1 protein-coding gene is annotated in these 22411 nt (G+C 63.5%); it reads right to left on the bottom strand.

All coding sequences use genetic code 11. The features are described from left to right. A partial coding sequence (locus BM041_RS28650) for a hypothetical protein (RefSeq protein WP_139226226.1) occupies positions 1 to 22266 on the bottom strand: 22266 nt, incomplete at its 3' end. Between the last annotated feature and the right edge of the window lie 145 nt (positions 22267 to 22411).

Here is a 22411-nt window from a genome sequence, read left to right as displayed (position 1 = left end):
GCTGCCGGAGGCGTCGACCCCGATGTTGCCGGATGTCGAGATCAGGGTTGCCCCGTCATCCATCGTGACGTCGCCCGCAGTCGCCGTAACACTGACAGCCGCCGCCCCGTTGAGCTGAAGGCTGCCAGTGGTGGCGCCAACAACGAAGGCCACACTAGCGGCCGAGATGTTCTGCGCACCAGTCGACTGCACCATGTCGGTGATCGCCAGTGCCGCATCGGCGCTGACATCGATGCTGCCGCCCGCGTCGCCGCCTTGAAGAGTCGTCGCCCCGGTGAAGGTCGCGTCGATGTCGGATCCCGCGCTGAACGCAGAGATGACGGGAGCCTCGATGGCGACGGCCTTCGAGTTCGAGCCAATGCTTCCATCAGCCGAGATGTACAGCACACTACCCGAGATGAGCGAGTTGCTGCCGATGGCGATGATATTGCCCCCGGCGTCCAGCGTGACGTCCGCCGTGGAAGCCAGGGTCGCAATCGTCGTATTCCCGCTGACGATAATCTCTGCCTGGCTATCCCCGGCATCGAGCGAAGCGCTGCTCGTCATCGTGAAATCACCCGCGGAGCCCGCGCCTGTCGTCGTGATGGCCAGCCCCTCACCGGAGATGCTTCCGGTCAGGGTCACTGCCGCGCCCGCCTCAAGGCTCACAGCACCGACGCCCGACAGTGTTCCAATCGATATGGCCGTGGTTGACTCCACAGCCAGCAACCCGCCTGCCGTGAGGGAACCAATTGAGTTCACGGCCACTACGATGGGTGCAGATGTGCCAGAACCCACCGATCCACTGACGCTACCATTCAAGGTATTCGCGGAGACATTCGCCGCGCCCGATGGGCTGCTCAACAGCGACCCACCGCTGCTGTTCAGCACCACATCATCGCCCGTGACCGTGGCAACCGTCACATTGCCGGTCGCCTGCAGAGTGACGTCGCCGGCTCCGGCGTTGATCGTCGAGCCGGAGCCCATCGTGACGCCACCGCCGGTGCTGTCGATGGTGATGCCCACACCACTCAGCGCGCCAGTCATCGAGATGGTGCCGGTGGCGTCGACATCGATGATGCCGGTTGCCGTCACGCGGCCGATGATCGTCGATCCCGTGACATCAAGCCGTGCCGCACCACCCGCATCAACCGATGTGATCGCCCCTGCCGACACCCGAAGAGCGTTGCCCAAGGCGCCCACCGATGTGTCGGCATCGAGAGTCAGAGTCGTGGCGTTAATCGCCAAGCCTGAGCCCACACTGCTGATCGCGCCGCTGCGAGCCGTGACATCGACCGATCCGCCGGTGACAGCATGAAGGCTGGCGGCGCCGTTGGCGTCGATGCTGACCGTGCCGCCACCCGCATTCAGCGTGGACAACGCCGTCATGGTCACGTTGCCGGAGTTCGTCGTGATATCCGCGGAGCCGACGGCATTGGTGCCGCTCAACGTCACCCCGGCCGTGCTTTCGACCGTCATCGCTCCATCGACCGCGAGTGCCGCCATGGTCGTGGCGCCCGTGATCGAAAGGGTCATGTCACCCGTGACATCGGCAGAGACGATGCTCGGTGTCGCAACCTCGAGCGGGGCCGCGCTGGTACCGACATCACCCCCAGCATCGATGGCAAGAGAGGTGCTGGCGGAAATGTCAGAGGAGCTCGACTGCCTGGCGATAACGCCCGCCGAGGTCAACGACACCGTGCCGCCCGTGACATCGGCGAGTGTCATGTCACCGGCCGCAGAGAGCGTGACCGCGCCTGAGCCGGCAGTGACGCTGGAACCGCCGTCCATTTCAAACGACCCACCAGCGGCGTCGATATCGGCGCTGCCCACCGTGACGGTCGAGGTGAGGGTCACCCCGTCATCCGCATCCACCACCAGGCTGCCGCCATATGTGGTGACAGTGCCAATCGATACAGCCCCCGTCAGATCAAGCGTCACATTCCCATGGGAGGTGATGCTGCTGATTGTCTCGGCGTCCACAACCAGAGCCTGCGCCACGGAGCCGACCGCGCCGCCCGCATCGATCGAGAGGATTGCCGCCGAGATGGTCGAGCCAAGCAGCGTCGAAACATCGCCGCCGGTTGTGATCGTGATGGTGCCGCCGGTCAGGTCCGACAGTGTCGCGTCATCCGCCGCATGGACCGTCAGCGTCGCGGCGCCGACATCGATCGACGTCCCGTTGCTCATGGTGATGTCGCCAACCGTGCTGGTCAGCGAGCTGCTGTAGCCGTTTGTCGAGATGCCACCGCTGGTGAAGACGATATTGGTCGCGGTAATGGTCAGCAGGTCATAGGCTGACAGGTTATCCGAGATGTAGACGGTGCCGCTGGCAACGATCGTGATGGAAACGCCGGCACTCAGATCGCTACCGATGGTGAGATCGCCCAGCGCGGTGACATCGACGATGCCCGCATAGTTACCAAAGATGCTCCCACCTGCCTGGACCGTCACCACCTTGTCCACGCTGCCAGACGCCACCGGCGCGGTCTTGCTATAGAACTCGAGGCCATTCAGGTGGCTGTCGTCGTTCAAGCTCTGCGCCGTGAAGCTGTAGGAGCGAACGTCGACGGAGACGTCGTCTGGTGATGCTTCATACAGATAAGCCGAGGTGAGGACCTCCACGACGCCGTTGTTGTAGCCGGCGTCAACCAGATCGATGGTGACGCCGGCTACGCCCTGAAGCGTGGCGCTGTTGTTGGCGACGTCATTGTCCATCACGGCGGAGCCGACGGCGAGCGTACCGCGCGTCGACACGTAGAGCACACCCGACTTCATATCGACGTCGAGCGCCACCGTCCGCGCGGCTGTCGCGGAAGTGTCCCTGAACTTCACATTGCCGGCGGATGAGAGGTTGAGGGAGACGTCGCTCGCCGAGTCCGTCAGGGCTCCACGCAGATCGATCTTGCTGCCAGCCGAGACCGTGAGCGAGCCAACCGACAAGGTCTTGAGCGCCAGGTTGGCCGTACCGTTCAAGGCATTGGTCACCGTGCCACCAGCATCGATGACGGCCGCGCCGGTCGCCGTGATGCCGACCTTGTCCAGATCAAGGCTGCCGGTTGCTGTCAGGTAGACCTGGCCATCAGCGCCCAGCGCGCTGATGTCGACCGAGGCGGGCACCAGCGACCCGGCATCGAGGGTGACGATGCTGCTGTATTCGGTATGGGTCGCGACGGTGGCGTTGTCGGCCAATGCCGTGCTGCTCACGTAGTCCCGTTGCAGCCCGCCGATCACAATCCGGGAGCGTCTGGTGCTGTCGCTAATCAGGGTGCCTGTCGAGGTATAGATGGCGATCCCGGACGTATCGCTTCCCGCGGCCTCGGCCGAATTGGTCAGGAAGGTGCCCGCCGTTGATCCGCCGCTGCCGTCGAACTCGATCCCACGGTGGATATAGAGGCCGTTGCGCTTGATCTGATAGAAGCCGGTCGCATCCTTCCGATAGGTCGCGCCGCTGGTCCCAACATAAATCACGTCGCCCGTATCGGCGTCCCGCGTCTGCACGGTCTGGCCAACCGCGGCGCTGGTTGCGAGAGTCAGCGCGGATATCGCCTGGCCACTGCCATTCACGATCGGCGCGTTGATGGTGATGTTACCACCAGACCGGACCTCGAAGCTGCTTCCCCCCATGGTCACGGTCTCGTCGATCACCACGTTGGCGTCGGAGTCGATGACCATGTTGAGCGCCTGATACGATGCGCTGGTCGGCAGGATGAACGCGTTGCCGCTCGTGAACGTCACCGTGTTGGCGGCGTCCGCCGTCCCTTCAATCAGAAGCGTTCCGCCGGCATCCAGTGCCAGAGAGTAGCCGCCGCTCACACCGGAACCGCTGCCATCGGCAATGAGAAGGTCGCCGGACGCCGTCAGCACGAGCGCACCGGAAGACCCACCGGCGCTGGCGTGCTCCACCGTCAGGGACTCATTGGTGGTGACGGTGACATTGCCAGCGCCGCTCGTCGCATCGTGCAGCGTGACGGACGTCGTACCCGTCGGCGGGTCGATGGACAGGCTGATGTTACCGCCCGTCGTGGTCGCGGTGACTTCATCGGTCGCAAGAACGAGGCCGGTGATGCCAGTTGCCGCGGCGAGGGTGACGGAGGCGCCGGTAACGGTGCTCGTCTCCGTCCCCGTCACCGCAATGGCGCCGGTGGTCGATGTCAGCGAGACATCACTGTCTTCCGTCCCGGCTGAGACAAGGCGGACGGCGATGCTGCCGGTATTGCTGATGGTGATGTCACCATCGGTCGCCGCCGCGCGCGTGACAGTAAGGCCGGCGGAGCGGGTGTTGTTGACCGTGATTGCCCCGCTCGCCGCCGCCAGCAGGTCGATACTGGCAACCTTCGTATCAAGATCGATGCCGCCCGCGGCCAGCACGACAAGGTCCGTCCCCGTCACCAGGCCGCCGTCATTCTGGCTCAGCGTACCCGCCGCTGTCAGCGTGACGGTCGTACCCTTGATGCTGCCAAGCGCCAGCGCCGTGGTGCTGTCCATCGTCTCGATCGAGACGGCTCCCGACGCCGATTCCGCCGTCACGACATTGATCGCGTCGCGCGCCGTCAGCGTGATGGCCCCGCTGCCGGTCACCGTCGCGCTGGCGCTTGCCGCATCGATGGTCACCGTCAGGTCGTTCGCTGCCGTCGCCGACAGGGACGTTGCGGAGACCGCGTCGCCCTCGGCGCTCACGGATCCGGCCGCCGCAGTCAGGGTCAGCGTACCCGCCGCCGTAATCCGCGCGCCATTCGTGTCGATGTCGCCTAAGGTACCGCCGGCGGTGAGGCTGACAGCACCTGCCGAGATGGACGTACCGACCGTGCCGGTCACGGAACCAGCACCATCCGCGCCCTGGCCTGCGAGAAGGGCCACTGCGCCACCGCCTGTCGCGACAGTGCCGCCGAGTTCGATCGCGCCATCGGCCGTCACCGCCACAGTGCCAGCGACACCGGTAACGGAGACGGAGGAGGAGGCGCCCAGCGTCGCCGCATCGCCAGCGGTCAGCGTGATGGTGCTGGTCGCGGTCAAGGAGGAGATGGCCGCGTCGGTATCCGCCGCGGTCGTGCCGTCCGGCAGCTTGCCGGTCACACCAATATCGTCACCCGCCGTGATGGCAAGGGTACCGGCCGTCGCCTCCACAGTGCCGTAGACCGACACATCGGCCCCGGCGCCGATGGTGACGGACTGGCCGGAAATGGCGGTGCCACTGAAGGCACCGAAGGCGACGCTGCTGTCATCCGAAACGCGCAGCAGTCGCGTCACCGTGCGGTCAGACGTTGTCGTCTGCTGCGTGTAGGCGGTGCTCTCGTAGGATTGCACCGTCGCGTTCTGGCGTTCAAACGTCGCGTAGACCGGCCGATCCGCCATGACATCCGTCGGCTTCGTCACCGCGGCGAAGTTCATGGTCAAGCGCGTATCAGTGATCGTGTTCCAGGTCGACTTCCAGTTGTAGTTGTAGTGCTGCATCGTCTCCGCGACCCAGCCGGCATCCCATCTGTCGGAGGTATTCCAGTCCTGATAACGCTTTGATTCCTTGACATAGTAGTTGTACGAGCCCGCGGTACCCTTACGGTCCGACTCGCGCATGCTCTGCCAATGGCGGTTCCCAACATACCAGTCGCGACTCCAACTCCATTCGTCCCGGTCGCCACCGACCTTGTCCCAGTTGCCCCACTGATACTGCCAATCGCCATACGCGCTGGTGTCCACGCTGGTCGCATGGGGATCGTAGCCCGCCTGTCCGACGTACGTAGTGCCGGCAGAGGTCTGGCCCGTCGTGCTCAGGGTCGTGTCAAGGTAGGTCTGCGTCGCGATGACGTTCCGGCCCGTGCCGGTATCCGTCTTGCTGGTGCTGTTGTTCGCTTCGACGGTCCAGAGCGGCGTGGCGGTCTGGGCGACCGCGGACGTCCCCTCTCGCCCGTCATAGACCTCATAGGTCCGCGTGCCGCCACTGACATAGGAAACCGTCCATCGGGCGGGGCTGTTGTCCTGGTCATCCACCACGGCGCTGGCGGCCGCATTGTGGATCGTGCGCTTGTTGGTGACGTAGTCGACCAGCGTGGTCTTGTCCTGCGTGTACTTGACCTTGGCGCTGTCCTGGTAGCGGCCGACGGTTTCCTGCGCGCGGGCCGTCTCGCCCTGGCTGATGACGCGCAGAAGATCGTCCGAAGCGCCATCGGGCAGCTTGATATAGATGCCCTCCCAGCCCGGCAGCGGGGATGCGATCGTGCGCTGCACGGCACCGGACCAAGTCGGCACCGCCGCAGTGGAGGTTGTGACACCATCGACCGTCCGCTGCAGCGTGTAGTTGCTGTAGGTGAACTGGTAGAGCGGCTTGTAGCCCAGCGTATCCAGCACGGCGGACCGCTGCGCATCGGTCAGCTGGCCGAAGGTTGCCTTCGCGGCGGGCGCGGCCAGGTTGTAGGCGGACCAGGCTACGGTGTTCGTGCCGGAAACGTTGTTGTAATCTGTGCCCTGGACGAAGAACTCGCGGAAGATCCTGCCGTTCCAGTATCCCGTCTGGGTCAGGGTGACGTTCATCGTATAGTATTCGGAACCGATCTTGACGCTTTCGGTGCCGATCTGTTCCGTCACAACGGTGGTTTCCCACACCGTCTGTTGCTGGGTGACAGTGCCCGAAGCGACCAGCGAAGTGCCAGTCACGACGGAAACAACCTGGCTCTGCGGAGTCAGGCTGTAGGCGGTGCGGAGATGGTTTCCCGCATTCACCACACCGGAATCCACGGTGACCGAACCGCCCGCGAGCAGGGTGAGCGCCCCGGACGCGGAGAGCGCACCCCCTTCCTCGATGATGATGTTGCCGCCGGACAGATCAGTCGTCGTCAGCGTTCCCTGCAGCACCGCATCCGACAAGGACAGATCGACGCCAGCGCGGGCATCGATCGCCCCATCGGCGTCCAGCGAACCCGTGACGGTCGTATTGCCGCCCGAATTGGTCAGCAGGCGGCCGCCACTGTCGACCACACCGGCCAGATCCAGCGTGTTGCCGGCAATGGAGATGCCACCCGGCGCGGCCAGGTAGGAATCGGCCGCGAGCGTCACAAGACCGGAGGCATCGATCGCAACGGTGCCAACGGAATCCCGGGCCCGCAGGCTGGTGTCGGCCGAAAGAGTCACATCCGTGCCGCTGACCGTGATCGTGCTGCGCGCATAGACGTTGCCTGCGATCACCACCTCGGCGGCACCGTCGATATCGACGGATGCGGGGCGGACCTTGACGACACCGTTCTCGCGATAGATCGGGCCGATCTCGCCATTAATGGTGAGAGTGCCGGTAGCCGCCAGCGCGATCGTGCCGGCGGAACCGACATTGAGCGATGCGCCGCTCACGCGCGTCAGCAGGCCGCCCTCCTGGACCGCTCCGTTGGCGTCGAGCATGAGCACGCCGGCCGAATTGACGATCAGGCCGTCCGCGTTGACGGCATTGCCGGCCACGTCGATGTTCTGGCCGGCGGCGTTCGTCTGCAGGGTCAGCGCCCTGACTGTCAGGCCAGCGCCATCGGCGTCGGCACCACCACCCAGGGTGATCGAAGCGCCGGCGTCGATCACAGCGCCGACATCCAGCAAGCCGGCGGCATCGACAGTCAGGCTGCCGAGGCTGCCCTCTGTCTGGATCGTGCCGCGAAGCGTGATGTCCGCACCGCCCTCGATCGTAATCGCGCCAGCAAGCGAGCTGCCATCCTGAATGATGGCGATCTCACTGGTGTCGCCCATGGTGATGTCGCCGCTGCCGGCCGACAGGTCGATCGTGATCGTCCCCGTCGCGCGGATGGCGGCGCCGGGCGTCAAATCGGCGCCCGCGTCGGTCAGACCAATGGTCAGTCCGCTACCATTGATCGTCAACGTCGCATCAGTGCCGGCGGTCACGACGTTCCCGCTAGTGAGGGTCGCGCCGGCATTCACATCACCGCGGATCGCCATCATACCAGCATCAAGCGTGATGCTCGAACCAGTGCCGGAGGAAAGAACAACACCGCCGGCGGCAACCGTGAGCTCGTCAGTCGCGCTGAGGTCAACACTCGAGGTCGCGAGGACGATGCCCGAAAGGCTGGACGTCCCGATCCGGATGACGTTGGCATCGGCTTCAATGGTATTGGCCGTCACCATGCCGCCGGCAATGGTGAGCATGTCGCCCGCCGAGACATCCATCGTGCCCGAACTGGCCGTCACCGTGCCGTATATGGCAAGGTCACCCGTGGTGGCCTCGACCGCCAGCGCCGGCGCATTCGCGGCGCCGATTGCCGTCGTCGTGACAACACCATTGAGCGTGACATCGACGCCCGCGATCGCCACCGCACCATCGGTCACGATGCGGCCTGTTGTCGTATCGAGTGTGACAGCGCCCGCCGTGGACGTGACCGTGATGGCCGTCAGACCCGTGCTATCCTCGCCAATGCTGCTGTTGAGAGCGATGTTGCCATCGGCTTCGATGGAGATCGTGCCGCCAGACGTCGTGTGGAGATCCGCGGTGGCAGCGATGGTCAAACCAGTGCCGCTGCCCTGCGCCACATCGATCGTGATGTTGTTGTTGGCGGAGACTTCGCCGTTCAGCGTGAGCTGCCCGGTCCCCGTGATGGTAACGTCGTTGCCAGCGCCAGCCGCGCTCAGGCGCCCGCTGATGGCGCCCTGGGCACCGGCATCGACTGACAAACTACCGGCACGGACGTCGAGGGCCCCGGCTGCGGCAAGCAGCAAGCCCTCCTCGCCTGCCTCAATCTCGATCTTCGCCTCAGCACCGATCATGCCAGAGATGTGCACGAGGCGGCTTTGGGAGGTGGACGCGCTCAGCAGCGTCGAATCGATCTTGACGCTTGAGTTGTCGCCTTGAGCGTTGATTGCGAAGGCTTCGGCGGCCTCGATCATTGGCGTCGCGTCAAAGCCAAGCAGCGACTCATTCGTACTGCCCGAGAGAATGGAGAAGGAGTACGGCCCACGCAGCTTGATGTGCCCCTCGAGCAGCGCGGCCTCGAGTTCCAGGGTTTGGGTGCCGAAGGGGTGGACGGCCCCGAGCACGGGATCCGTGGGGCGGCCATTCGTGGCGGATATGGTCCACGCCGCTGTGCGCAGGGCCGTGTTGAGGTCTGCGACCAGATCGGCTGTCGACGTGTTGGTTGCCGTGTTCGAGACAGAAACGACGACATCCGCCTGGGCAGTATAGTTCCCATGGTCAATTGCGATGCGCAGCGTAGCATCGCTGGTGAGGCGCCCATCAGCCGTCACCGGCCAACCAGTGCCCGTCAGCTCATAGGTCGCAGCGGGTGCGAAGACGCGGATCGCGCCTTGGGATTCAAGGCTGATGCTGCTGTTGTCCTGCGTGGTCTGCAGGCGGACAGACCCCTCGAGGAGGATCGCGTTTCCGGTATAGGAATCTGACCCGACGAGCGGATCAACGCCACCCGTGATGGCAATGGAGGCGCCAGCGGTCAGCGACTGCGCCAGCCTTACCTGCGCGCCAGAGCTGATCGAGATCGACGAGTCGCCGTCACCATAGGTGAAGGAACGACCGAGGTAGTCCCCCGACGCATCGAGTTCATTGGTGACCGTACCGCCGGCAACCAGCACGCCGCTGATATAGGCGTCGCCACCGGCACCGATGACAATCGTGCCATCCGCATTGTTCGCTACCGCGACGGTCGCGGCATAGACGTGGACGCCAATGCCGGCGCTATTCGCGCCGGACGTCACCGTGATGGTATCCGCTGCTTCAAGCGTCGCGCCGACTTCGACTTCAGCGAGATTGACCGTCGTCGTGCCGCCTAGGACCACCACGTCCTCGCCATCAACGCTGATCGAGGAAGTGCCGCCCCAGCCGGTAGTCCACACCGTTGTGGCTTCGCCCGCCACCAACTGGCGTGTCGCGCCGGACACAACGCGCCCAGCAATCTCAATGGCGCCGTCCGCTGCAAGCGTGACGGTGCTGCCCGTGGCGCCATAACCACGCCCCGCTGCCGCGATGCTGGAGGCAATCCCCGTGACCAGCGCCATGCCCGAATCATCGGATCCGTCATCACCGGCGGCAATGCTGATGTCACCGCTCGCCTGCAGAACTGATTCTACATCAATCCTTTCACCGGCGATGATCTCAATATCCGCACCGCTCCCGGTCCAGGTAGCGCCAGAGACGCCAACTGTCCCGCCCGCCAGCATGTCCGCATCGACCACGACGTCGCCGCGCCCCTTGACGAGGATCTTGCTGCCAGATTCCGTCGTCCACAGTCGGCTCGCGGGCCCGAACGCAACGCTGGTGCCGTTGGCGTCATACCCGCCGGAAGAGACCGCAACGCCACCCGCGGTGTACCCACCACTGATAGTGATGCCCTTGGTGGCGTTGAGGTACCCTTCAACAAACATCAACCCAGCGGAACGAAGAACGATCTCCGAACTCGCACCAGGCGTGCTCACATTGGCGCGCAGGATCACCGCCTTCTCGGCGTGCAGGTCAATGGTCGAGTTGTCGGCAAGCACGCTCAACGTACCGGTTACAAGCAGCCCGTAGCCCTCGCTGTAGTTGGCGAGGTAGTGGGTCGACATCACCGTCGCGAGTTGGCTGAAGTAGCCCGCCTGGTTGAAGATGCCGTAGGCCGGGTGAAGGTCGAGGTTCGCGACAGCGCCATATGACGCGTCAGCGCGCACACCATCCCCGGCAGAGACCGTCAGGCTGTCGCTGGCGACGATCGCACCATCGACGCGCATCGCCTTTGCGCTGATCAGGCTGATGGAGGCATTGGCACCGGTCACGCCGGGGATCTGATCACTCCCCACCGTCGTGTAGGCGATGCCGCCACTGATGGCGCCACCGCTAGCCACCGCCAGGACATCGCCGGTCGATTCCAGCGTGATCGAGGTGTTGGCCCCACGCGCATAGACGGTGCCACCGCGATCCACGATGACCGGGCCACCCGCCTTCAGCACCAGCGAGCCATTGGCGCCACCGAGTTTCATGATGCCGCGGATTTCCACCGCATCACTAACTGTAACGTTCAGGGCCGCGCCGGCAGCCACAGCCTCCAGAAGACCCGTCGTGTCGACGGCCAGGCTGAGGGCCCCGTAGTCCGGGCTCTCCAGCGCGTTCACGCCGGTGCTGGCCGTCACGTTGACCGTCAGCGCCGAACTGCCCTTCAGCCACCCGCTGACCACCGCCTGTTCGCTGACTTGCATCACGAGGGTATCCGCCGAAGCGCCGGAATCCGGTGTTCCATTCGGATCGTGCCAGTTCTTGGTGTTCACCTGGAGGATACGCGCCTCCAGCGTCAGGCTGTCCGCCGGCGCCTGAACATCGCCCTGGACCTGAATCGTGTCGGCCAGCAGTCGCGTTGTGTTGCGGAAGGCGGCGAGATCGGAAGCCGCGATATTGGATCCCGACGCCCGAACGGTCGAAGACATCTTCGACAGCGTCGAATCCTTGACGTCGCCGAGATACATCGTCCCGGCAGTCGCGGAACGCCCGACAATGAGCGTGCTGAAGCCGGTCCCGATCGCGGTGAGATCGCGCGAAGAGAGTTCCAGGTAGTCGTCGCGGTCCGTTACCTCTGCGAGGACCTCCGTCCCAGACAGCGCCTCCGCGGCCGTGCCGATCGCATAAGCCTGCGTGGTATGCATCGTCCGGATGGTCAGCGTGTCCGTGCCGAGCAAGCTACGCGCGCCGGCATGCAGATCGAGGTCATCCGCTTCGAGAAGAATGTCGTCGCCCGCTGTAACCGTATCGTTTGCCAGCAACAGGGCGTTGTTGCCGCGCAGGCTTGTCGTCAAGCCGCCCGCGACCATGACGGCGCCGGACAGCACGTAGTTGTTCGAGAGGATGTTCTTCCAAGCCTGCGTGACGGAGGCGGCCCAGGTGACCGCACTCTCCCAGTGTCCCTGGAGAGTGGCGCTGCCAATGACGAAGCCGCCATTCTCGACGGTCGTGAGAGTAGCGTCTGAGCGCAGGGTGAGGCTATCGGCCTCCGACACAAACACCGAACCCGTGCCATCCGCCGCCGTGAAGATCGAGGCGCTGGCAACGTCTGTCGTCATCTTGACGGAAGAACTGCCGATGTCGCCGAAGGCGGCCATGGTAAGATGGCTGCCCGAAGCGTTGATCGAACTCGTGGCCGTGCTGGTGATGGAACCGCGGGCGGTCTGCAGGCGCACCCAGCCGGAGCCGGCCCCGCCCTTCGACGACGTGGACGACACATAGAGATCCGCGTTCAACGCGATGTCCGGCACGTCCGCGTCGTCGCCGAAGGTGGCGAAGTCGATGTATCCGTCGCTCAGCGCTGTAATGTCGTAATTCACCTCGATCGTCGCTAGCGTCTGAATGATCACATGCGCCGCGATAACTTCCGCCCCCTGCGATACCGAGTTCGCAATGACGCGCAACCCGGTCGTCCCGAGATCGATCGTTCCGGCATCAGTCAGCGCACGGAAAGTGACGTTGGTACCGAAGGAGGTGATGTCCGTTGCGCTGTAGAGCGCGGTCTTGCCGAGGAGGGTGAGACGCTCGACGAGGTTGTTGTAACTGATGGACTCCCGCCCGTTCACAACGGAGCCGGAACCGAGCCGAATGACGTCCACCGAACGACGCTGTTCGACCTGAACCTCGTCGAAGCTGCCCTGGCTGTCCGTAATGCCGAAGGAGCCGGCTGTCGCAGCGCTGGCCGCTGTGCCCAGCAGGAAGTAGTAGTCGTCGTTGCCTCCGACATCGGTGACGGTAATGCTGCGAGAGGGGAAGACGCTGGCCCGAAGCGTGTCATTGCCAGTGCCAAAACCGATCTGGCTGACCAGCAGACCTGGCGCACGCAGGACGTCGATAGTGCCATCGGTCCGCTGAGAGGAAGCAGATAGACCCAGGCCGGAGACCTTCACGCCAAGCGCATTGGTCATGGAGGAGAAGTTCAACGTGCTGAGACCGACCCGGTCGGTGATCAGAGTCGCGCCGAACGAGTCGCCGAGGACGAATGTATCCGCGCCGTCGCCGCCGGAGATTCGGTCGTCTCCCGTACCGCTCGAGATGGTATCAGCGCCCCCTGCGGCGATGATCTTGTCGCTACCCGCGCCAGCCTCGATCGTATCCGCCGCACTGCCGCCATAGATGGTATCGTTGCCGATGCCACCGATCAGCGTAGTCGCGATCGTTGCCAGGCTGGCGTCGATGCGGTCACCACCGTCGCCACCATCGATGAAGTAGTAGCCGCCAGAGCGGCCAACGCCCGCCATGATGGTATCGTCACCCGAACCACCGGTGATGGAGACGGCAACGTCGCTCGAAAGCCGCTGCGCGTCGAAATAGTCATCGCCTTTGCCAAGGTCGACAACGATGCGGGTGATATCCCGGTACGTCCAAATCCACGTCTTGTTGAGCACGACCGTGGTCAGGTCTGAGTTATCCTTTGGCGTGAAGATCTCCCACGTCTCGCCATCGTCATCCTTGTCGAGGCGCTCACGCTGCCCGGCCCGCGAGCCGGCATTGAGCGTCAGGATTCCATTTGAAACGCCGTATGCATTCGTCCCGACGTAGCCAAGCGTCGGCTGCATATCCGGCGCTGTCCAGAACGGAATGTTCAACAGGTTGATGCGGAGGATCTCCAGCTCCGCAATCGTCATGTCCTTCCCCGTGAAGGGATTCTCGGCCTTGACGAACAGGTTCACCACGAAGTCGACGGTGATGTAGAGGTCGAAGAGGTTGAAGGGTCCGGCTGCGCCGGGCCCCGTATAGCTCAACAGCGCCCACATCTCGCTGGGATGCAGCTTGCCGTCCTGCTCCTCATCGTAGTCGTTACTACCGCTATTGTAGTAGAGATTGAGGTTTCCGACCGTGTTCCCGCCGGCAAACGTCTCCGGTTCCGCGCCAATCGTCCGGCCAAGACCGTCGAAGAACAGTTTCGGCGTCGCGATATCGTGCAGGTCGAAATTGCCGCCGAATTCGATAAGCCCTTCGAAGCCGCCGGAGATGAGGCCGACGCCGGCGCTGGCCTGCAGGCCGACGCCCAGCTTAACATACGCTTCCGGCTTCTCCTTGCCCCCGGTGTTCCGCACGATGGCGCCACTGCCGGAAAGCTGATCGACCGTGTAGTCCCCGACATAGAAGCCATCCAGGAACCAGGCCGGGTTGCCGGTTTCCATCGCCTTCTGGATACCGCTGGTGTCGAATCCGAAGCTGATATCGATGGCGAGGGCAAGCTTGACGACCGCCTCGATCTTGAAGTTCAGGACGCCGTAGTTCAACTGCGCCAACAGGATCGGATCCATGTCGAGCGTCTTGATGTCGTAGGGGTTCTCGGGGTTGACGTAGGGATAGCCGATCTGCGGCAGATCCAGCGTCACCAGGTCGGTCGCATTACCGACCATCATGTCGTACCAGGCGTCGATGCTCAGCAGATAGGTGAACTGAAGCCCTGTCGCGAGCTTCGTACCAGCAGCGGCCGCGCCAAGCTTCAGGGACCCCATGGTCTGCATGCCGCGAACACCTTCCTTGATGTCCGGCACGCCGTAGACAACTTCATGACCAGCGGGGTTGGCGATGTCCTTGAGGGAGCCGAGATTGTACTTCTCGTTGGGGTCCAACGCCATCTTGGTCAGCTCGGCGCAGATCTGATAGGCGTAGTTCACCGCCTTCAGATACGCCATCGGAATCAGTTCCTTGCCCTGTATGTAGAGCAAGATGTTGATGATATCGCCGACGCAGGGTTCGGGTGTGCCCGTGAGGATGCTGAGCGCTGGAATGGGGAGCAGGAAGGGATAGATCGCGGCGTAGACAGGCGCGAGGACGATGGTGATGGGCGCCGTGAAGGCGACCAGGAAGTCCGCGATCGCCCCCGCATCGACGGTGAAGTCCGTGAGATCCACGGTTGGGATCTTGTAGTTTACTCCCTGTTGGAAGCCCCAGAAGATGCTGATGTTCGTCGTTGCGCTAACGGGTTCATACCAGTTGCCATTCGGCGCCTTGCCCATGTAGAGCTTCAGCGTTGCATCGAGGTCGATGTCGATCTGTGCGTCGACGAAGCTCGTGATGAAGCTGGTGGTCTGGGTACCGTTGGCCTTGGAGGTGATGCCGTTCAGCAGATACGGGGCCTCAACAGCCTCAACCGCGTCGTAGATCGACGCCTGCGTGACACTGAACAGATCATCAAGCGTCAGGCGGTTCTTGGCGCCACCGACCAGATCGAGCTTGACGTTCATCGTCACGTTACTGGCCGTCGTGGCGCCCTTGGGCTTGCTGTCTTCCACATAGGCCTGGAAGATGTTCATGGGCCCGAAGGCCTTGTAGGTGCTTGCCGCCGCCGGGTCGGCCGGTGAGCCATCCAGATAGGCGGTCAGCTTCGACGTGATCTCCGGCGCATAGACATTCACGCCACCGGATTGCGTCACTGGCGCGGTCGCCAGGTAGAAGCCACTCGTCTTGCTGATGCCGAAGCCCATGTTGTAGGCCCACTCGACCTGGACCGCGAAACCGCCATTCGTCCAGGTCGACTTGTCAACGGCATGGCCGTCCGCATCCTTCAGCGGAATGCCGTTCTTCTCCTCATAGGCACCGAGGGGGATGTCGATCTTGAAGTCGCCCGCATTGAGCTTCAGCGACATGCCGCTATCGGTGATGTAGAAGGTGCCCTTCAGTTTGAGATTGAACTGAAGCGCGTCCGCCAACGCCGGATCGGTCGTTGTTCCCGGCGCCCACTGCTGCAACAGGGTGCCGTCTTCCTTACGCCAGCTGACGTAGACATCGTTCGCATCGACGGTCGAGGATGAACTGGCTGTGCCTGTCGAGGTATAGGTGTCCTGCAGGACGGCCCAGGTGCCCGCAGTGGGTGCGAAGGCGCCGTAGATAGCATTGCGGAAGGCGAGGACGATGTCCCCCTCAGACGTCACATTCGCGATGGCTGTCGCCAGGCGTTCGCTGAGCTGCGAAAACCATTCAACGGACTTTGTTGCCGTCCCCTCCAGCATGTAGAGTTCCTGGGGGACAGTGGCGTAGAGCGCCTCATACACCGCATCCAGACTGTACTTCAGGCTGTCCTTGAATTCCTGCACATCCTTGATGACCGACATGATGCTGGTGTCGCCACCCATCGTGGCGAAGGTCCCGGTCACATCCGGAACGGTCAGCGTCAGTGCATTACCAGTGATGGTGGCGCCTGCCATCTCGGAGAAGAAGGTGCCCAGTGTGTTCGTGGGTGTCGCAGCAATCAGGGTCCCGGCACCCGTATCGGCAGAGCCGCTCAGTTCCAGGATCAGCGGCAAGTTGGCGGACAGCTTCCCCGAGACGGTCGCGCTGGTTGAAGTGGCCAGCGTATCGACGGCGGGATTGTAGCTGTTGCCGGTGGAAGAGTTGATCGCGACGGTCAGCGATGCCTTGTCGCTCGTCGTGGAGGTGAGGCCGTCTCCATCGATCACGAGGTAGCCGGTGTCGGTGTGCATGTGAATGCCACCGGCGAAGAACTTCATCTTTAGGCCAGTCCCGCGAAGGGACATGTCCAGCGTCGTGGTCGTGCCGGCTGCGGCACCGTTCGGACGCAGCAGAGTGACGTCGCTCAGGACGTTGGCGCTGGCCAAGCTCGCTACCGTGCTGAGGTCGCCCGCAAAAAGTTCGACCTCGATGCCGAGTGACGTCGACAACCTGTCAGCAAGGGCGCGCAGGGCCGCCTGGCGAGACGCGTCGACGCCGGTCGCCTCCGCGGCAGTCCGATAGCCGGCAACTGTCGCCTGCAAGCGCGAGCCGGATTCTAGGGTGCCAGGCAGGACGGCGGCAAGAGACGTGACGAGGGAATCGTAAAGGGCGTCTTCGACGTTCGCGCTACCCGTTGCGAAGGAGACCGCAGTGCTCGGGGTGAGCGTACTCTCCCCAACCCGCTTCGTTCCGCCTTCATAGACGGCAATGATCCGGTTCGGAGTCACCAGCGTGACGGCGCTCAACACATTGGCAGTCGCGAGATTCGCGACCGTGGCCAGATCACCCTCGATGAGTTCTACTTCAATGCCAAGCGACGTCGTCAGATCATCGGCGAGACCACGCAGAGCGGCCTGACGCGACGTCCCGATCGTTGTGCTCTCGGCAGACGTGCGAAGGCCGGCTACCGTCGCCTGAAGTATCATGCCGTCCTTCAGCGAAGACGGCAAAGCAGCGGCGAGAGCAGTAACAAGGGAGGCGTACTGGGCATTTGTGACAACGGCACTGTCGGTTGCAAAAGCGACCGCAGTGCTCGGGGTGAGCACACTCTCGCTAACTCGGTTCGGCTGGCTCAGCGAAAGACCAACATCGATCGTCGTTGTGATCGCGGCACTGAACGCCATCGTGTCGGAATTGCCGCTTCGATCGACCAGCGCGGCAATGCCATCAAGACCCGTCGACGTGCTCTTCGCCAGATCCTTCAGTGTCGCAACGTTCAGGGAGAAGCCATAGTCTTCACTGAAGGTATCGGAGAGGCTCAACCGGATCCGAAGCGTGGCGCCTTCCAGCGTCATGCTCACCGCGGACGTGCTCAGTCCGAAGGCGCTGGCAACAGCAGCGGCGGCCGCCTGGATTGTTGTTGCCGTGCCAGTCAACGCGCTCGCGCCGCCCGCGGCGATCTCCGTGGCGAAGCCAGTCAGTGTCTGAATGGAGCGAGAGAGACCCGGCAGATTTTGGGTGTAGAATGGCTGTGCGGACAGCGCATCCGCGATGGCAGTCGCGCCCTCCGAAACCGCCGCGGCGATGTCGGCGTAAGCCAGTTCAGAATACCACCACAAGCCATCGGACAGAGACGGGAGAACGCTCACGCGGGTCCCCGCGACCGCCTTGCCATCGGATACAAGTGTCGCCAGCACCGGCGAGAGCGAAAGATCTTGCGTGACGACGGTGGGGGTAGTGTCGTCGAGGGTCGGCGCGAAGCCGACGAATTGTGCCTGGCCGCCAAACGTCTGACCCGCATCGAAGCCCGCGGCGAACTCGATGCCACCGATCCGGACTTCGCCGCTGCCGCTTCGGCTGAATGTAAGGCCCGAGACGAGGCCCGTGTCCGCATCGACGGCAAACGCCGACGGGTCCAGCATGGCCGCACCGCCGAGGTCGAGCGCGACCGAGAATGTTGTTGTGCCCGCCAGGCTCGTACCAGTGCCCGTCCCGCCGGCTTCAATGCCAATGAAGCCGTAGTTGCCGGCAACATAGAAATTCTGCGCGGCCGTGGTGATGCTTCCGCTGAAGTTCAGCGCGCTGACGCCAAAGGTCGACTTGCGAAGGGTGAACGCGCTGGCGGTTGTGTTGGCGGCGCGATCGAGAACCACAGTCCGCGTTGTTACATGCGTCGCAGTGACTACTGTTGCCGTATCCAGCGCGGCTTCCGTCGATGCCTTCGATATCGAGAAGCTGTTGGGCCCCTGGAACTGGACTTTGCCATTGACGACGGACACGGTCAGGTCCGGGCTCGCTGCGTCGAAGCTGTAGGTCGAGCCAAGATCGGGCGCGCCAGGCGTGCGATCGACGACGGTCCATGTCGCACCCGCCATCGCTTCGAGCAGTTGCGCGGCGATGGAGCCCAAACCGACGTTGGAATACGTGTTCGCCGCACTCAGCAGAATGTCGGTCTGGACAGCGAAGTTCGACAAGCCGACGCGAAGGCGGAGGGCAACATCCGACGTCAGCGCCCCGGTGGATGACGTGGGCAGAGTGAGGTTTAGCTGATAAGGCCAGTCAACCGATTCGATCAGGTAGATTTCTGACCCAACGGCAACCTCCCACTTCGGAGGCTTACCCGTCGAATAGGAGAGTCCATCGCTGCTGGCAGTCGGCAACGCCCGCATGGCGTTGGTGAAGATGTCGCTGGACGTCGTGAAGGTATCGCTTCCGGCCACGATCGAGCCCGTGCCGGACAGGACCGCGCCCGATATGTCAATGACCTGGGTCGCCGTGCCCGACACCGTCGTTGTGATCGTGGCCCGGTCACCGGTCCTGAGGCTCAGGTCATCGCTGCCAAGGTCCAGGTCGAGAGCGATCGTATCTGTCGTGGTTGTGGTATCGATGACAAATGGAAGGGTGAGTTGTCGTGTGGTGTTGTTATACGAGATCGATCCGCTACCGAATGGCGTGCCGGCGTTCACCGCCGCGATCCAGTCCTGCAGCGTAGACAATGCCTGGCGGACGTCGTGCACGACGTAGGTCAGACCGGTCGCTGCCGTCACGGAACCCGCAAGTTCCAGTCGGTAGCCGGCGTCGGCTCCGGTCACGTCGACATCGGAGATGGTGTAGGTGCCGACAAGGGCACCAGCACTCGTGTACAGGCTGACCTGCTTGCCGATCAGGGGAGCCGTGAAGAGGGCTGTCGCGGAGGCGACCGCGCCGCTGCTGATGTCGCGCCCGGCGGCCGAGATGGTCAGTACGTTGATGTTCTTCGCTTCGGTCAGCGCGACACCATTCAGGTCTACCGCCACAGTCCCCAGCGAGATGGCCGCGCCGTTTCCATTGGCGGCGGAGCCACTGATGCGATCAACGCGGGGCTTGCGGAAATCTATCGTATCCAGAACGGAAGTCTGCCAGGCGCCGCCGAGATCGACCCCGGAAGCGAGCGTTCCTGCTACGTAGGGCAGTGCGGTCTTGAGCGCCGCCGACTCCAGCGTTGTATCGAGACCATTCGCGAGGCGGAGCAGCGCGTTCGTCGCATCGGCGACCGCCAGACTGCGGAAGCCTGCTAGCGGGGCGAAGTCGCTCGCCGAGGCAGAGACAACTCCGCCGCCGACCGGCGTACCCGCGAGGGCGATGGTGGGCGTATACCCTGCCGTCACGCTCACGCCAGCGAGGGAGGCGGAGATTGGCAGGTTGACCGCAATCGAGTTGATTGTCGGGCTGACCGTGACGACATCAGACACGATGGCGACGTCACCAACCAGGCTTACCGCCGCGGTTGCGCCAGTGACATCGATACCCAAGGCGCCATAGCGGCCGGTCGTAGAGAGCCCGGTTGCATTGGCGCTGATGTCATAAGCAAAGTCGTCCAGGCGGAACGATGCTGTGCTTCCGGACCACCCAATGCCGAGGCGGATGTCACCGCGGACAGCCAATGTCGTGCTTGGTGCGGCATCGAGGCTGACCCCGAGGGCGAGAAGTGCCTCCTGCGCGGCGATGCTGACCGTCTCGCTGCGCACCGCCGCCGTCTGCAGGTCCAACCCGTAGCCGCGGCCGTCAATCACCACCGAAAGCGCATCCGCGCCGACATCTTCCGTCGTCGGGCGCCAGTTAGTTTCCAGATACGCGATCAGGCCCGCCATCGTCGGGACGGCGTCGCCAAGCGGGATTGTGTCATCCGCGATGGCAACCATTCCGAGAGCTGGCCGCAGGTAGCGTTCAATGTAGCGGCCCAGATGCAGCACATCGCTGGCGTGCAGCAACTGGTTCAGATTGTAGCCCAGCCCGTCGAGCGCCTCACCCAACGCATTCAGGTCAGTGAGATCGCCTTCCAGATCGGCGGCGCCGGTCGTCGCTGTGGTTGTGACGCCGAGGTTCGACGTTGTCGTCGTGTAGGTTACCTCTGCCCCGAGGGCGACTACCTCGAGCTTCAGGGCCGCGGCACGCAGCGATGTCATGAAGGCCGCACTGAATGCCGCAGAAGACGCATCCACCTTGATGCGGGAAATTCTTGATGCCGTTGCAAAACTGAGATCAACCGGCAGATTCGTTGTCGCAGTCGTTGCGCTTAGGCTGGCGCCGGTCGTGTTCGCTTCGAGCGTTGCCGGTTCCGATGTGTTTCCAGTGGCTGCCGTATAGGTCCCAACGGCCCGGGCCGCATAGCCGGTGCCGACGAGGGTCATTGCAATGCTGCCCGCGGCAAACCTGCCGACAAGGCTTGAGGGATCCACGTCAGAGTAAATGTCGGCATAGACGCCACTGCCAGAGATACGCAGCAGTCCGGACTGCGACCAGATCGACACCGCCGCATAGATGCGGGGCAGGCCGTCAGCCGTGATAGTCGCGTCGCCGTTCAGACTCGCTCCATCGGCAGCGGCCGTGAACGTACCCGTAATCGAGAGGCCTGTGCCCCCGATGACCGATCCAGTGCCCTTGATGTCGAACGTGTTGGCGCTGGTGGAAGCGAGCATGAAGCTCGCGGCGGGTGTCGACACGCCAACAGTCGCACCGGACAAGCCGGAGAGGCGGAGACGGCCCGCCACATCGAAGGTGCCGGCGCTTCCGACAGTGCCGCGCCACGTGCTGTCGACGGCATCGTAGGCGATGGACATCGCCCCGCTAAGGATCGAGTCCCCCAGGTCAATGGCCAGGGTTCCGGTCAGAGTCGGCGCAAGACTGGCGGTCAGAGCCAGGGCAGTGGTGAAACTACCAACTGTGACGGTCTCATTGACTGCAACGCTCGCGGTGTTCACATCCAGTCGTACGTCAGAACCGCTGGCGGTCGCGCCGGGAAGGGTCGCTGCGACAACCGCGCCAGTAAAGCTTGCTGCGACATCGGCGCCACTGACACGCAAGACCCCGTTCGCAGCAGTCAACAGCGGGCTGGAAGGCGAATGGGCAAGCGCAACGGTAGTGCTGCTCGCAGCCACGCCGACGATAGCAACGGAGTTAGCCACATCCCAAGCGACATCAACCGTAACATCACCGGTAAGCCGTAGCCCTCCTGCGGCAAACCAGCCTAAAGCCGTGACAGAGCCAGCGGCCCCAGGGGATGTAAGGAGTACTGCGAGCGTGTCGGCCTTTGCAGACTCCGAGAAGCTGAAGTCGATGCCACCGGGGAGCGCGACCGCAGTGAGACTGAGACCGGCCGCATCATAGCGCGTCGTAAACGCCATTCCATCGCCGGCGTAGATGCCAGCGATCGAAGCAAACGTTCCGGTCCTGCTACCGTAGGTCAGAATGTTGAAGACGTCGCCCGCCGTCGGCACAAAGCCGTTGAGGAGGCGCAGTTCCAACGCGCCATCGAGATCGGCAGCGCCCTCCACCGCGACCTGATCGTAGTCAACGCCAGCCGTCGCAGCCCCCGCAATCTCGATCCGAAGCGTACCCGATGATGCCTGGGTGTAGGACGGGTAGGCGTTCGTGCCAGGCGAGTGACCAGGAGACACGGAGCCCTCGTTGAGCACCGCGCCACCAAAAGCGCCGCTCCCCACCAGGACCTGCCCTGGCTCCACGACCAGCATCGCCGCGTCGGTGTCGACCTCCTGCCTCAGGCCGTCGCCAGAGAGCAGCGCGAGGTCGCTGGAGAGCGAGCCACCCTGCTCACCCCCCGCTTGCCCCGATGCAGTCGACGCCTGCTGAGACACGGCAGCCGGACTAACCGGCAGCAGCACGTCCTGCACAAGCAACTGCGCGTCGCCGGCGAGCATGATCCGGGGCTCGAGCACCTCCAGCAGGCCCACCCTGGGCTGGCGACGGCGGGACGAGGGAGTTGATCGACGCGCCATCAGCAGAACATCCCTCAACCAGTCAGACCGCGCATCACGAACGCGAGCGGACCGCATCGTCTGCGGT

The organism is Falsiroseomonas stagni DSM 19981, from assembly GCF_900114315.1.
Lineage (GTDB): Bacteria > Pseudomonadota > Alphaproteobacteria > Acetobacterales > Acetobacteraceae > Falsiroseomonas > Falsiroseomonas stagni.
This window is presented reverse-complemented; position numbering and strand designations above follow the sequence as displayed.